7 protein-coding genes are annotated in these 14,351 nt (G+C 64.2%); 6 read left to right on the forward strand and 1 reads right to left on the reverse strand.

Going from position 1 to position 14,351, the window contains the following annotated elements; all coding sequences use genetic code 11:
- Window positions 1-184: 184 nt before the first annotated feature.
- The 4 genes from CEJ45_RS14715 to CEJ45_RS14730 all read left to right on the forward strand — a co-directional run bounded on the left by CEJ45_RS14715 (window position 185) and on the right by CEJ45_RS14730 (window position 9,590).
- Window positions 185-2,458 carry a CHASE2 domain-containing protein gene (locus CEJ45_RS14715; protein WP_088755834.1) on the forward strand — a complete coding sequence of 758 codons (2,274 nt, stop codon included), beginning with the start codon at window positions 185-187 and terminating at the stop codon, window positions 2,456-2,458.
- Between the two features lie 543 nt (window positions 2,459-3,001).
- Entirely contained in the window at window positions 3,002-4,696 is a 1,695-nt protein-coding gene (locus CEJ45_RS14720; RefSeq protein WP_088755835.1) for a ShlB/FhaC/HecB family hemolysin secretion/activation protein, read from the forward strand.
- Window position 4,697: 1 nt separating this feature from the next.
- On the forward strand, window positions 4,698-8,801 hold the full coding sequence (locus tag CEJ45_RS14725; RefSeq protein ID WP_088755836.1) for a beta strand repeat-containing protein: 4,104 nt from the start codon (window positions 4,698-4,700) through the stop codon (window positions 8,799-8,801).
- Between the two features lie 21 nt (window positions 8,802-8,822).
- Entirely contained in the window at window positions 8,823-9,590 is a 768-nt protein-coding gene (locus CEJ45_RS14730) for a FecR family protein (protein ID WP_088755903.1), read from the forward strand.
- 79 nt (window positions 9,591-9,669) lie between these two features.
- Here CEJ45_RS14730 and CEJ45_RS14735 read toward each other — a convergent pair whose 3' ends face one another.
- On the reverse strand, window positions 9,670-10,443 hold the full coding sequence (locus CEJ45_RS14735) for a 3',5'-cyclic-nucleotide phosphodiesterase (protein ID WP_088755837.1): 774 nt from the start codon (window positions 10,441-10,443) through the stop codon (window positions 9,670-9,672).
- 463 nt (window positions 10,444-10,906) lie between these two features.
- On the opposite strand from CEJ45_RS14735, the gene CEJ45_RS14740 reads away from it, so the two are divergent.
- Window positions 10,907-12,574 (forward strand): HD domain-containing phosphohydrolase, encoded by a 1,668-nt coding sequence (locus tag CEJ45_RS14740; RefSeq protein WP_088755838.1) that lies wholly within the window; start codon window positions 10,907-10,909, stop codon window positions 12,572-12,574.
- 106 nt (window positions 12,575-12,680) lie between these two features.
- Window positions 12,681-14,255, forward strand: coding sequence for a COG3904 family protein (locus tag CEJ45_RS14745; RefSeq protein WP_187697685.1), 1,575 nt, complete (start codon window positions 12,681-12,683; stop codon window positions 14,253-14,255).
- Window positions 14,256-14,351: the final 96 nt, after the last annotated feature.

A 14,351-nucleotide genomic window follows, 5' to 3' on the forward strand; every position in this document is an offset into this window, starting at 1 on the left:
AGGCTCCTTCATCAGTGGCGGAAGATCATTAGAACCCATTTTGCGCATCGGTTCATGGCGCCCGCCTTGTTTGCCGTCTGTGCGGCAATGCCGTGCGGCAACATCCGGCGGCCGCGCCGATTGTAGGCACAGGCAACTGGTGGCATGATCGCAGCCAATCAAAAAGGGAATCGGGGGAAAGTCCATGTTGCGTCGTTTGCGTTCCGTCTTCACCAAGTACTGGGCGCGCTGGCTGCTGGCGTTGTTGCTCATCGGGCTGGCCGAGGCGGTGGTGGTGGGGCTGCTGCCCAATCGCGTGGTCGAGCGTATGGACCTGTTCTTCTATGACTTGCGCATGCGCGTGGCCAAGCCGGCGCTGGATCCGCGCATCGTCATCGTCGACATCGATGAACGCAGCATCAACGAGCTGGGCCGCTGGCCCTGGAGCCGCGACCTGGTGGCCAAGCTGGTGGAGCAGATGACCCAGGCCTATCAGGCGCAGTCGGTCGGTTTCGACGTGGTCTTCGCCGAGCCCGACACCACCTCCGGCTATGGGCGCCTGGAAGACCTGGCGCGCGGGCCTTTGAAGGACGTGCCGCAACTGGCGCAGCAATTGCGCCTGCTCAAGCCGCAGATGGATTACGACGCACGCCTGGCCGCCGCCCTGCAGGGACAGCCGGTGGTGATGGGTTACGCCTTCTCCAACGAGACGGGTGCCGTGGTCAAGGGCCAGTTGCCGCCGCCGGCCTTCAGCGTGACCGCGCTGGGCGGGCGCAATGTGCAGGTGGTGCGCTGGCGCGCTTACGGCGCCAACCTGCCGCAGCTGCAAGCGGCGGCGCGCGCCGGTGGTTTCTTCAATCCGGTTCCTGATGACGACGGCCTCATTCGCACGGTCTCGCTCTTGGCGCGGCATGGCGACGACTTCTACGAGTCGCTGGCCCTGGCTACGGCCCGCGTGGCCGTCGATGGAAAGCGCATCAAGCCGGTCTTCCTGACCAGCGCCGATGGTCTGCTGGGGAGCCAGAAGGAAAACTACGATGCGCTGGCCGCCATCGCCGTGGAGGCGCGTCCGCAGCCGCTGATCATTCCGGTGGAGCGCGGGCTGACCACGCTGGTGACCTATCGCGGGCGTGGCGGACCGCAGGGCGGTGCCTACCGCTATGTCCCGGCGGTGGACGTGATCCGTGGCACCTATCCGCACGACCAGCTCGATGGCCGCATCATGCTGGTCGGGACCACCGTGCCGGGCCTGAACGACCTGCGGGCCACGCCGGTGAGTCCGGTCTATCCGGGGGTGGAGATCCACGCCAACCTGATCGCCTCCATCATCGATGACGACTTCAAGACCCGGCCCGATTTTGCGGTCGGCTATGACGGCCTGCAGGTGGCGCTGGCCGGCCTGCTGCTGGGTTTGTTGCTGCCCGCGCTGGGGCCGCTGGCCTCGGTGCTGCTCTCGCTGGGCACGGCGGCGGCCTTGGGCGGACTCAACTACTGGCTCTATGACAGTGCCGGCCTGGTGCTGCCGCTGGCGTCCTCGCTGCTGCTGGTGGCGCTGCTGTTCATCAGCAACCTGGCCTGGGGCTACCTGTTCGAATATCGCAACCGCAAGGCCATCGTCAACCTCTTCGGCGAATACGTGGCGCCGGAACTGGTGGCCGAAATGGCGGCCAATCCCGCCAGCTACAACATGGAAGGCGAGATCCGCGAACTGACCGTGATGTTCTCCGACGTGCGCGGGTTCACCACCATCTCGGAGAGCCTGCAGCCCAACGAGCTGCGCGAATACATCAACGTGTACCTGACGGCCATGTCCGAAGACATCCGCGGCAATCGCGGCACGCTCGACAAATACATTGGCGACGCCGTGATGGCCTTCTGGGGCGCCCCGCTGGATGTGCCCGATCATGCCGCCCGGGCAGTCGCCACGGCATTGAAGATGCAGCAGACCACGCTGCTGCTCAACGAGGAATTCACGCGCCGCAACTGGCCGCCGCTGAAAATCGGCATCGGTTTGAACAGCGGCCAGATGCGCGTGGGAGACATGGGCTCGCGCATCCGCAAGGCTTATACGGTGATGGGCGATGCGGTCAATTTGTCCTCGCGCCTGGAGTCGATCACCAAGGTCTATGGGGTAGGCGTGCTGGTCGGTGATGCCACCCGCCAGGCGGCGCCGCAGTTTGCCTACCGCGAGCTGGACCGGGTGCGAGTCAAGGGCAAGAACGAACCGGTCCCGATCTTTGAACCGCTGGCCCTGGAAGGCGAACTCGATGCCGCGCTGCGCGCCGAAGTGGAGCAATGGCATGCGGCGCTGGCACTGGTGCGTGCGCAACGCTGGGATGAGGCGCAAGCGGCGATCCTGCAATTGCAGGCTGCGCAGGCGCGTGGACTGTATGCGCTTTACCTGGAGCGCATTGCCCATTATCGCCAGGCACCGCCACCGGCCGATTGGGATGGCGTGACGACTTTCGAGACCAAATAAATGGACTTGGTCAGTCCGCCGCATTTTCCTAGGGGAAATCAGCGCGGTCTGATCGCCGCGAGCCGCGTTTTGCACAAACGTTCTCATCCGCTGACATTTCACGAAAATCTTTGCATGTCGAAACCGCAAATCATTTCCGAGTGGCAACCAAGTGCTGTGCAATCAGCCGCAAACGCCCGCTGGAAGCGGTTTTTCAGCGATTCTTGTCGACGAGGTCAGGACTAGTCAGTATACTTTGCAAGTAACAAGAGTGATGTTGCTTGGCAAGGCGGCGTCGCTGCCGGACGCGATTGATCCCTCCTTCAAGAAGTGGAATATCGGTGTCCGGGCGCATCTGCTTCAGGGGTTCCTTTTCGTCTTGTTGTTCGCTTACGTGGTCCGGGTACTTGCGTGCCGGCCACGCATTGCGTCTGCGCGATCCATGTGCTGACGTCAGTGCAGGCGGCTGGCCGGATGGGAGGGTGGCAGTGACAGCGTGGCTTGCCGCCGCGCTGCGCAACAAGAAAACTGGGAGAGCTCGCCGGGGGGCGGGTCACAGAGACAATGAAACGATGCTTTGGGCATTCTCTGATGGGGATGGCGCTGCTGGGCAGCGCCGTCGCCGCGTGGGCGCAGCCGCAGCCGGCACCACAGGCTTCCGCCGCCGTGGCGGCGGGCAGCGCGCCAGTCCGCAACGACGAACGATTCGACATCACGCGCTTCGCCGTGGAGGGCAACACCTTGCTGTCCCAGGCCAGGGTCGACGAAGCGGTCACGCCTTTCCGCGGCCCCGGCCGCGTCTATGGCGACATCCAGCAGGCGCTGGAAGCCCTGGAGAATGCCTATCGCAGTGCCGGGTATACCGCCGTGCAGGTCAGCGTGCCGGAGCAGGAGCTGACGGGCGGCGTAGTGCGCCTGCAGGTGGTCGAGACGGTGGTGGGCAAGGTGGTGGTGAGCGACAACCGCCATTTCAGCGAGCAGAACATCCGCGCCAGCATTCCTCAGCTGGTGGAGGGCAGTGCCCCCAACCTGCGGCGCATTTCCGAATCGGTGCAACTGGCCAACGACAATCCGGCCAAGCAGGTCAACGTCACGCTCACCGCGTCCGAATCCACCAACCAGATCGATGCGGCCATCACGGTCAAGGATGACAATCCCCTGCGCGTGATGCTCAACGTCGACAACAGCGGCAACCGTGACACCGGGCAATGGCGTACCGGCGTGGCTGTGCAGCACTCCAACCTGTTCAACCGCGACCATGTGGCCACGGTGGCCTACACCACCTCGCCCGACAGTCCCTCTGGTGCCAAGGTCGACCTGTATTCGCTGGGCTATCGTCTGCCCATGTATGGCCTGGGCGACAGCCTCGATTTCATCTACGGCAAATCCAACGTCACCTCGGGCCAGACGCTGGCGGTCAACTCCACGCTCAACATCACCGGCCGCGGCGAAATCTATGCGCTGCGCTGGAACCATTACTTTGCCCGCAGCGGCGAGTGGAGCAGCAAGCTGGTCTTCGGTGCCGACTACAAGAAGGTCGATTCCAGCTGCAGCATCAATGGCGGACTTCTCAATGGCGCCTCGCTCAATACCTGCCTGCCGTATTCCACATTGCCGCTGTCGGTGAGCTACAGCGCGCAGCAACAGGGCGTGGGACAGGTGCTGGACTACAACCTTGGCATCGCCCGCAACATGGCTACCGGCGAGCCGCGCCGCAACGACGCGCTGCAGGTGACGGACCGCTATTCGCTCTTCACCGGTGCGCGCCAGTCGATGGACAATTTCATCATCGTGCGGGGCGGTGCAAGCTGGTTCAAGGTCTTCCAGAATGACTGGCAGGTACGCCTGGCCAGCAGCTTGCAGGTCTCTCCCCATGCGCTGCCGCCGGTGGAACAGTTCGGTCTGGCCGGTGCCAATACCGTGCGCGGCTTCACTGAGCGCGCGGTGGCAGCCGACAGCGGTGCGGTGCTCAATGCCGAACTCTATACCCCGGATCTGCTGGCCAAGAGCGAGGCACGCGGCAACCTGCGTCTGCTCGGCTTTGTCGATGCCGCGCGCGGTGCCAACAACAACGTAACCGCGGCTTCGACGGTGCCGTCGACGCTCACGCTGGCCAGCTTCGGCGCGGGGTTGCGCTATACGTTGGGGCGTGACTTCACCTTGCGCCTGGATGTGGCGCGGGTTCTGCTCAACGGCCATTCCGTCACCGAACAGCGGGGCGATCTCAATGCCCACCTGAGTGCCATCCTGGGGTTCTGACATGACATCACCATCCACTCCCGCACCAGCCCCGGTTCCGCCGGCCATCGAACTGCTGCCCCCGTCGATCACGGTACGCGTCGGCAAGCGCCGCCTGACGCTTTCCTGGCGGGCGCGCAAGCCCTTGCCGCTGCTGCTGTCGCGTCTGTTGCAGCGTGCGTGGAAACGGGCGCTCGCGCCCGGGTTGCGGCTGTCGCTGGCCGCCGCCGCCGTGTGTGGCGCGTGGCAGGCCCCGGCGCTGGCCGCCGCGCCTGCGCCCGGTACCTTGCCCACCGGCTGGAGTGTGGCCAATGGCAATCTCAGCTTCAGCCAGAACGGCAACACGCTCAACATCAACCAGTTGTCGCCGCAGGCCATTGCCCGCTTCGCCTCGTTCAGCATCGGTGCCGATGCGGCGGTCAACGTGGCCCAGCCGAGTTCGTCCGCGGCCTTGCTGGCCAAGGTGACCGGTGCCGACATCTCGCAGATCTACGGCAAGCTCTCGGCCAATGGCACGGTGGTGCTGTACAACCCCAATGGCGTGGTGATCGGGCCCGGCGGTACGGTGGATGCCGCCCGCTTCATTGCGACCTCCCTGGCCATCAGCGACAACGACTTTCTGGCCGGCCGTCTCAATTTCATCAAGGACGGCAATGCCGGCCTGGTGGACAACCAGGGCAAGATCAGTTCGGCCACCGGCGGCAGCGTCTACCTGATCGGCGGCAGCGTCTCCAACAGCGGTGTCATCACCAGTCCGCAGGGCGAGGTCATCCTGGCCGCCGGCCAGACCGTGACGCTGGCCGATACCGCGACCCCGGGGGTGACAGTCAACGTCACCGGCAGCGCCGGCAACGTCACCAACCTGGGTACCATCACGGCCGAGGCGGGACGCATCGGCGTGGCCGCCGGCCTCATCACCAACAGCGGTGTCATCAATGCCTCCAGCGTAGTGCGCGAGGGCGGACGCATCTTCCTGCGCGCCTCGGGCAACCTGACCACCACGACCAGTTCCAGCATCAGTGCCGATGGCACCAAGGGCGGCAATGTCACGTTGTATGCCGCCAATGCCGCCTTCATCGATGGCGATGTGTCGGCAGTGGGCGCGCCAGGGCAGGGTGGATTCGTGGATACCTCCGGGTTGAAGCGGCTGGATGTGGTGAAGGTGCCGAAGGTCGGGACGGGCGGGACGTGGCTCATCGATCCGCACGATCTGGAGGTGGTTGCCAACAACACAAACAATACGGAGTCCAGCTTTGATGGCTGTTCGTCTTACGCGGTCACCTCCACCGATAGCGGCGCGACGATTTCGGCGGCGACCATTTCCAATCAGCTCAGCAATGGCGTCAACGTCAGTCTGACCACCGGCGATAGCGATGGCGTGGGCGGCAACATCACCGTCTCCGCCAACATCACCAAGACCGGCGGCACGGACAGCACACTGACGCTCAACTCCGCCAACAACATCAGCATCCGGGCCAACATCATCAGCGAGAGCGGACGACTTGGGCTGACCCTCAACAGCGGCTATGTGCAGTCATCGCAAGAGAGCTTCTCGGAAGCCCGCATCATGGACGCGGTCAAGCCGCGCAATCTGAGTACCATCGACAATGGCGCGCGCATCGTGCTCAATGGTGGCTCGCTGAGGGTCACCGATGATTCCGTCAACGGGGATCTGCTCATCAACAATGGCACGGTCAACCTTGGCAGCGGCAACCTCTACGCCGCAGCAGTGCGCGTCAACAGCGCCGGTACGCTCACGCTCAACGGCGGCGGGGGCGATATCACCTCGCTCACCAACAACGGGACCGTCAGCGTCGCCTCCAACGGTGAGGGCAGATTGTTGGTCGGTAGCGATGGCATCACCAACAACGGTACGCTCAACATCAGCGGTCGCGTCAATTCCAGTGGTGATGTGAACAACAATGCCAATGCCACGCTGGTGCTCAATGGTGACGCTGCAGTGTTGAACGTCACCGGCAATGCCAGTGTGAGCAACTACGGCACCCTGACGATGGCCGGCGGCAATGTCAGCGCCGGATACATCCGCAACGAGGCCAACGGGACCATTTCGGGCAATGGTACGTTGTCGGTCAGTGGGTCGTTTACCAATGACGGTATCCTCGCACCGGGTGCCGACGGGACCGTGGGGCGTCTGGCTTTGCGGGCAACCGGCGACCCCAGCGATGCCAGCTTCAGCCAGGGCGAGACCGGAAAAATGCTCATCGATATCGCCGGTGCCAGCAACGATAGTTATGACGTGATCGAATTGACCGGATTCTCTTCGACCAGTCTGGACGGCAGCCTCAAGACCCGTCTGCTGAGCGGCTACTCACCCGCTGGCGAAGTGAGCATCAATGCCATCAACATCAGCGGCCCTTCGTCACCGACTGGCTACTTCCGATCAGTGACCGGGGATATCGTCACGGCGGGCGGACAGGAGAAGATGTTCAAGGCGGTCTACGGTGACAACGGCCTGGCGAACCTCTCCTTGCGCGGTGCCGAGACCTTCACTTATCAGCAGTACGGCTATTCGGAAGGTGGCTGGGAGGACCGCTACAACTGGGTCAGCAACGCCACCGTAGGCAACGGCTCGACCTACTTGCCGACCCAGATCGATACCGTGGTCATCTCGGGCAACCAGACCGTGAGACATGACAGTGTTGACGATACCATCGCCAATCTGCAGATCGCTGCGGGTTCCCAGCTCTACCAGCGCGGCGGTACGCTGACGGTACGCAACAGCACCAGCAACAACGGGACGATCAGCGTCAACCGCATGAGTGGCTCGAACAACAGCATCGCTGCCCTGGTGCTCAATGGCACCACCAGTGGAAACGGCGCGCTCAATATCGGCAGCACGGACTTCATCAACGGCGAGACGGTCCTGCTCAACGGAACCGTCACCTTGGCCAATGCCGCCCAGTCCGACATGACGGCGGAGCTGGTGGCCGGCAACCTGACCCTGGGCGGCGATGTACGCCTGTCCAATCTGACCGTGTCCAACGGTACCGTGACCGGTAACGTCGGCTCGCGCCTGGTCGTGGCTGATGCCTTCAGCCAGACCGGCGGCAACCTGACCCTGGCCGATGCCGCGCTGTCGCAGGCGACCGGCTCGCTGGCCATCGGCAACATCACCGCCAACAATCTGGTGCTGCAGGCTGCCAATGGCAACCTTACCCAGAGCACCGGCACCTCGATGCGGGTGAAGTCGCAATTGATCGCCTCGGCCAGCAGCGGCATCACCTTCAACAACAGCGGCAACCAGATTGCCGGCTTTGCCGCCAACAACAGCGGCACCGGTGACATCACGCTGAAGAACGCGCTCAACACCAGCGATGCCAGCGCGGTCAGCATCACCGGTGTGACCACCGCGCGCGGCAACATCAGCATCGACAACACGGGCGGTGTGGTCACTTCGGCCATCGGCACCCGCGCCAGCTTCCTCGGCAGTCTGCCCAGCAATGCCAATGGCACGGTCATCAGCACCGACAGCAAGCTGGCCACCTTGGGTATCAACAGCACCGGCCAGATCAAGAGCAGCAACGGTTCGGTCAGCGTGGTCACGCACAGCCCGCTGACCATCGGGTCGGGTGGTGTCAGCGCCACCGGAACCATTACCCTGACCGCGAGCGCCTCGTCGGGCAGCAACGACACGCTGACGATCAATGGCGTGCTGGTTTCTACCGGCGGCAATATCACGCTGTCGGCGGGCGATTCGATGACCATCAACGCCAACATCTCCACCTCGCCGCCGGGCGTGGCGCTTCTTTCGGTGGATTCCGGCCAGGTGATCGGTTACGCCCAAGGCGTCACCATCGTCGACGCCAACGGGACGCGCACGCCGGTAGCGGCCAGCTCCAGCAGCTCCAGCTCCGGCAATACCAGCAGCAGCTCGGCCAACAGCCAGACCGCGCTGGCCGTGCAGCAGCAACAAAACCAGCAGAGCCGTGACCTGCAGGCCAGTCTGAACAACGCGCAGATCACCGATACCGTGCCCGCCACCAGCGGCAATGTCGTACAGCAGACCGGGGCCGCCACCCAAACTGTGGGCGGTACGACGGACCACTTTGGCGACGAGGGCGATGACCGCAAGCAGGCCAAGAAACCGCTCCCGATGTGCACCTGATAACCGGATGATGTGATCTTCATGAATGCCTTCAAGCAAACTTCGCCGGCCTCGGTCCGGCGCACTCTGGCCGGGTTGACCCTGGCGCTGCTGCTTCTGCTGGTGGTGGCGTCTGCCTTCGCCCAGCCGCAGCCGGTGGTGGGTCAGGTCACCCATCTCTCGGGCGTGTTGAGCGTGCGCCACGCCGATGGCACGCGGGTGGTGCTGTCGGTAAAGTCGGCCATCCTGCAAGGCGACACCCTCATCACCGAGCGCGAGACCTATGCCCGCGTCAAGTTCGTCGACAACGGCGAGATCGTGCTGCGCCCGGGCTCCGAGGTGGCCGTGAGCAAATATCTCTACGACGAGAAGGAACCGAAGAACGATGCCGTGGCCATCGGCCTGGTCAAGGGCGGGCTGCGCGCGGTGACCGGCCTGGTGGGCAAGCGCAATCATGAAGCCGTCAACTTCGATACACCCACGGCCACCATCGGTATTCGCGGCACCCACTTCGGCGCCCTGTTCTGCCAGGATGATTGCGGCGGCGTACCGACCCCGAACGGCCAGCCGCCGGCCAATGGCTTGCACGTGGATGTGGTCACCGGTGCCATCCAGGTCACCAACCCGAGCGGAACGCAGCTCTACAGTGCCGGCCAGTTCGGTTTCGTGCCCTCGCTCTTGCAGCCGCCGGTGATCGTGCCGCCGTCCCAGGGCGTGACGGTCACCATGCCCCAGGCCATCAGCAGCAACGGCAATACCGGTACCCAGAAAATCGGTGCGGCCAAGCTTGATGCCTGCGTGACCCAGTAATCGCAGGGTACCGTCATCGGCCATGAAAAAGGCGCCGGCACACAATGTGCGGCGCCTTTTTCGCTGGTACGACGGCGGTTCAGAATTCCAGGACGGTGCCTGCGGCCAGCATGCGCGGACGATGCACGCTGTCGCCGGCGGCGATCTCGGCGGAGATCTCTTCCAGTTGCCCGGGTTTGGCATGCGTGATCAAGACCTCGGGACGGCCTTGCAGGTGCTGCAGTTCTTCCAGCAGCAGGCTGGGGCACAGGTGCTTGGAGAGCAGGGCCAGTTCGCGGTCGCGGTTGGCGAAGGCGGCTTCGATGATGAGATAGCGCAACTGCGCGATGCGATTGACCGTTTCCCACAGCGGCGGGCAGACGCAAGTGTCGCCGCTGAAGGCCAGCGATGCGCCGCTGGCATGATTGCGGACCGCGTAACCGACCGCTGGCACCGTATGGGCTGCCGGCAGCGGCGTGATGCTGCGCTGGCCGATCTCCACCGGCTGGCCCGGCTCAAGGGTGGCAAAGCGCAGGAAGGCTCGCTCGGGCGTGGGGATGACGCTGAAGTCGGGCCAGATGTGCCAGTTGAAGATGTGCTTGCGGATGATCTCCAGGGTGGCCGGCGTGGCGTGCATGGTCAGGGGCGTGCTGCGCATGTCGCCCACGCTGTCGATCATCAGCGGCAGGCAGGCGATGTGATCCAGGTGCGCATGCGTGATGAAGACGTGATCGATCTTCGCCAGCCGCGCCAGCGGCAGGTCGCCTACGCCGGTGCCGGCGTCGATCAGGATATCGTCATCGATGAGCAGGGAAGTGGTGCGCATGCCATTGCCACCGATGCCCCCGCTGCAGCCCAAAATTTCTACACGCATTGTGATTGCCGCTCATAGGATGGAAGCTTCCGTCGCCGCCCCCGCGGTGTTGACTTGAAAGGAAGCTTATTGCAGTCCGGAAACCCTTGTCAGGACTGGCTTTGCGGACGATGTGGCAAATCATGCAACATACCGGGATGTTAAGGGATTCGGCGCCTCCGCGCAATCGGGAGAACCCTGATCCGCTGTCCCGGCGCACTTGCCGCTGCGATTGCGCCAAGCGCAGAATTGGCGGCCAATTCCCCCCAAGTTCGCTGCAAGACAGCGTGCACTCTCGTTCTAGAATCTCGATGATGCCGAAAAAGCATCCGTAAAAAGCGCGCCGGCATTGCCTTGTCGCAATGACCACGCCGTGTTCACCCGCCAACGCTTCAGGGAGCCGCATGTTGCCAGCAGTCCATCCAGCAGCCCATACCTGCCAGACCGGCCAGTGCACGCACTGCCGAGCCGGGGAGCGGGCAGCATGAGCGCGCCGGCCAGCAGGCATGATCTGGCGCCCACCGCCGGCGAGCACCGCGACATCGCCTATCGGCTGGAGCGGCTCACCGAGTTGTGCCGCGCGCTGGGCAGCCAGCGCGACATTCCCTTGTTGCTGGAACGCATCCTGCTGACCGCGCGCGACATCACCCGCGCCGACGGCGGCACGCTTTACCGCACCACTGAAAACGGCGAGGCGCTGTGCTTCGACATCTCGGTCAACCAGACCTTGAAAATGCACCAGGGCGGCAGCAGCGGCCAGGCGATTTCCATTCCCGACATCGCCCTGACCCTGCCCGATGGCAAGCCCAACCTGGCGGCCGTGGCGGCTTATGCGGCCAACACCGGGCATTCGGTCAACATTGCCGATGTCTACCAGGCCACCGGTTTCAATTTCAACGGCATGCGGCTCTTCGACGAGAAGTATGGCTACCGCTCCCAATCCATCCTGACCGTGCCCATGCAGGACCACGAAGGCGAGCTGGTGGGCGTGCTGCAGCTCATCAATGCCATCGACCCCGAGACCGGGCAGACCGTCCCTTTTTCCGAGACGGACCAGCATTTCATCGAGGCCTTGGCCGCGCAGGCGGCCATGGCGATGACCAACCAGCAGCTCATCGGGCGCCTGGAAAACCTGTTCGAAAGCCTCATCAAGCTCATCAACATCGGCATCGGCGAGAAGTCCCCGCACACCGGCCGCCACTGCGAGCAGGTTCCGCAGCTGGCCATGATGCTGGCCGAGGCCGCGCACAATGCCACCGAAGGTCCGCTAGCGGACTTCCGCATGACCGATGCCGACCGCCGCGAACTGTGGCTGGCCGCGCTGCTGCACGATTGCGGCAAGATCGGTACGCCCAGCCACATCGTTGAAAAAGCCACCAAGCTGGAAACCATCTTCGACCGCATCCACCTGGTCGATACCCGTTTCGAAGTCCTCAAGCGCGATGCCGAGATCCGCGTGCTGCAGGAAAAGCTGGCGCTGGGTGCGTCCCTGACGCCCGACAAGGCGGCCGAGCTGGATGCCGCCCTGGAGGCCGAACGGCTGCAGCTGGACGAGGAGCGCAACTTCCTGCGCCGGATCAACTTCGGCAACGAGGGCATGCGCGCCGAAGACCAGCAGCGCGTGCTCGATATTGCCGAGCACAGCTGGCGTGGTCCCGATGGCCAGGTCCGCAAGTTGCTCGATGACGAGGAGGCCGGCAACCTGCGCATCCGTGCCGGCACCCTCAACGATGCCGAGCGCGCCATCATCAACAACCACATCGTCATCACCATCCGCATGCTGGAGTCGCTGCCGTGGCCCAAGCAGCTGGCGCGCGTGACCGAGTTCGCCGGCGGCCACCACGAGCGCATGGACGGCAAGGGCTATCCCAAGGGATTGACGCGCGAGCAGATGTCGGTACAGGCGCGCATCATGGCGGTGGCTGACATCTTCGAGGCCGTGACTGCCGCCGACCGTCCCTACAAGCGCGGCAACACGCTCAACGAGGCAGTGGACATCCTGGCCGGATTCAAGGCACGCAACCACATCGACCCCGACCTGTTCGACCTGTTCGTGCGTGAACGCATCTATGAGAAGTACGCCGAGCAATTCATGCATCCCAGCCAGATCGACGAGGTCGACCTGTCGCGCATTCCAGGCCATGGCGGCTGAAAGCGCAACAGCCGACGCAAGCTGGGTTATGCTGATGGCTTCATAAAGTTTCCCTTCATTGCAGACGCCGTCGCACGTGCGCCGGCGCATCAAGGAAAAGCATCACGTGTCCCAGGCAGTAACCCGATTCCCCGTTCCCGCTCGCCCACCCGCCAGTTTCCTGCGCCGTCATTGGCGTGGCGATTATTCGCTCGGCCGTTCTTACTGGCTGCATACCGTCCTGCTGACCTCACTGGTACCGGCCCTGGCCATTTCCGTGCTGGCGCGGCTGACCAACGACATGCCGGCGCGCTACGGCATGGCCGGCGTGCTGGGCATTGCGGCCTTCAGCTACCTGGCCTGGACCTGGGGCGTGTGCGGCTGCTGGCGCTCGGCCAGCAAGCACGTGGCGCGCGGCGGACGGCGCTGGGCCGAGGTGGTGGTCAAATTCCTCATCGTGTGCGGCGCCATCAGCATGGCCACCAGCACCTGGCGGGCGGCGCATTCGCTACGTGAACAACTCGACATTGCGCTGGGCAAGCAGCTGGGCCCGCCGGTGGTGTACCAGGTGCGGGTGGATGGCCGGTCGGTCTTGCTGCAAGGCGGCATGAACGATGGTGCCGCCGATGGCCTGGAGGCCGTCCTGCAGCAGCATCCGTCGGTGCGCACGGTGGTGCTGTATTCGGCCGGCGGCTGGGTGCGCGAAGGCAAGCTGGTGGGCGACGTGATCCGTCGCCACCGGCTCAATACCTATGTGGAGCAGGAGTGTTCCTCTTCCTGCACGCTGGCCTTCCTGGCCGGCCGCGACCGCGCCATGGATCCGCGCGCGCACATCGGTTTCCATACGCTCTATACCGTCGGCGGCGACGACCGCATCAACAAGAGCTTCGACCGCAAGCTGACCTTCGACACCTACGGCAAGCTGGGCCTGCCGCATGATTTCATCGAGCGCATCGCCGACACGCCGGCCGCGCAAAGCTGGTATCCCGAACTCGGCCAGCTCCTGCAGGCAGGCGTGCTGACCCGGCTGGCGCCGGGCGGCGAGACTGCCCAGCTCGCCACCATCGCCACGTCGCGCGACGTGCTGGAGGCCGAATTCAAGAAGGGCGCCCTGTTCGACATCATGGCGCGCTATCACCCTGCCGACTTCGCCCGCACCATCGACCTGGCCTGGGCCCGGGCGCAAGCCCATGCGTCGGATGCCGAGATCCTCGCTGTGGGCCGCGAGCAGGTCGGACTGTTGAGTCGGCGCCTGTTGCCCATCGCTTCTGACCAATCGCTGGCCGAGTTCCAGCAATTGCTGCTGGACGAAGCCGTGGCCCTGCGCGGCATCAGTGCGGCGGCCTGCACCGAACTGATCTACCCGCGCTCGCGCGCGGAGGCGGTGGCCGGCCGCGAAGCCCCGCAATCAGCGTTGCCGCAGGAGTTCGCCAACCGCGAGCAGGTGATGACGCAGCGCCTGCTGCGTGACGCCGACCCCGCCAATGCCGGCCGCTACAGCCTGGCCGAGCGCACCCGCGTGATGCGCAAGGCGCTCGCGCCGCTGACCCAGGAACAATTGAAACTGCTGTCGTCGCCATTGCGGCGCCAGGCCGATCCCGATGCCACTTGCGACGCCTCCATTGCCTACCTGCGCGCGGTCAACCAGCTGCCTCCGGACGAACGGCGCGTGGCGCTGCGCGTGCTGTATTCGCGGGAATGAGCCTGGAAAAGCGCACAGGGAGCCATTTTGCTGCAATGCGGTAAAATAGCGGCTTCACTCCTGCCCGCTGCAGGGCATGCCCCGCGTGACTTGCCG

It is taken from the genome of Herbaspirillum aquaticum (assembly GCF_002213425.1).
GTDB lineage: Bacteria > Pseudomonadota > Gammaproteobacteria > Burkholderiales > Burkholderiaceae_D > Herbaspirillum > Herbaspirillum aquaticum.

Excerpts from the sequence above, each read along its gene's own strand:
- CEJ45_RS14730 (WP_088755903.1), top strand. The coding sequence starts at position 8,823 with ATGAATGCCTTCAAGCAAACTTCGCCGGCCTCGGTCCGGCGCACTCTG.
- CEJ45_RS14725 (WP_088755836.1), top strand. The coding sequence starts at position 4,698 with ATGACATCACCATCCACTCCCGCACCAGCCCCGGTTCCGCCGGCCATC.
- CEJ45_RS14720 (WP_088755835.1), top strand. The coding sequence starts at position 3,002 with ATGAAACGATGCTTTGGGCATTCTCTGATGGGGATGGCGCTGCTGGGC.
- CEJ45_RS14740 (WP_088755838.1), top strand. The coding sequence starts at position 10,907 with ATGAGCGCGCCGGCCAGCAGGCATGATCTGGCGCCCACCGCCGGCGAG.
- CEJ45_RS14735 (WP_088755837.1), bottom strand. The coding sequence starts at position 10,443 with ATGCGTGTAGAAATTTTGGGCTGCAGCGGGGGCATCGGTGGCAATGGC.
- CEJ45_RS14715 (WP_088755834.1), top strand. The coding sequence starts at position 185 with ATGTTGCGTCGTTTGCGTTCCGTCTTCACCAAGTACTGGGCGCGCTGG.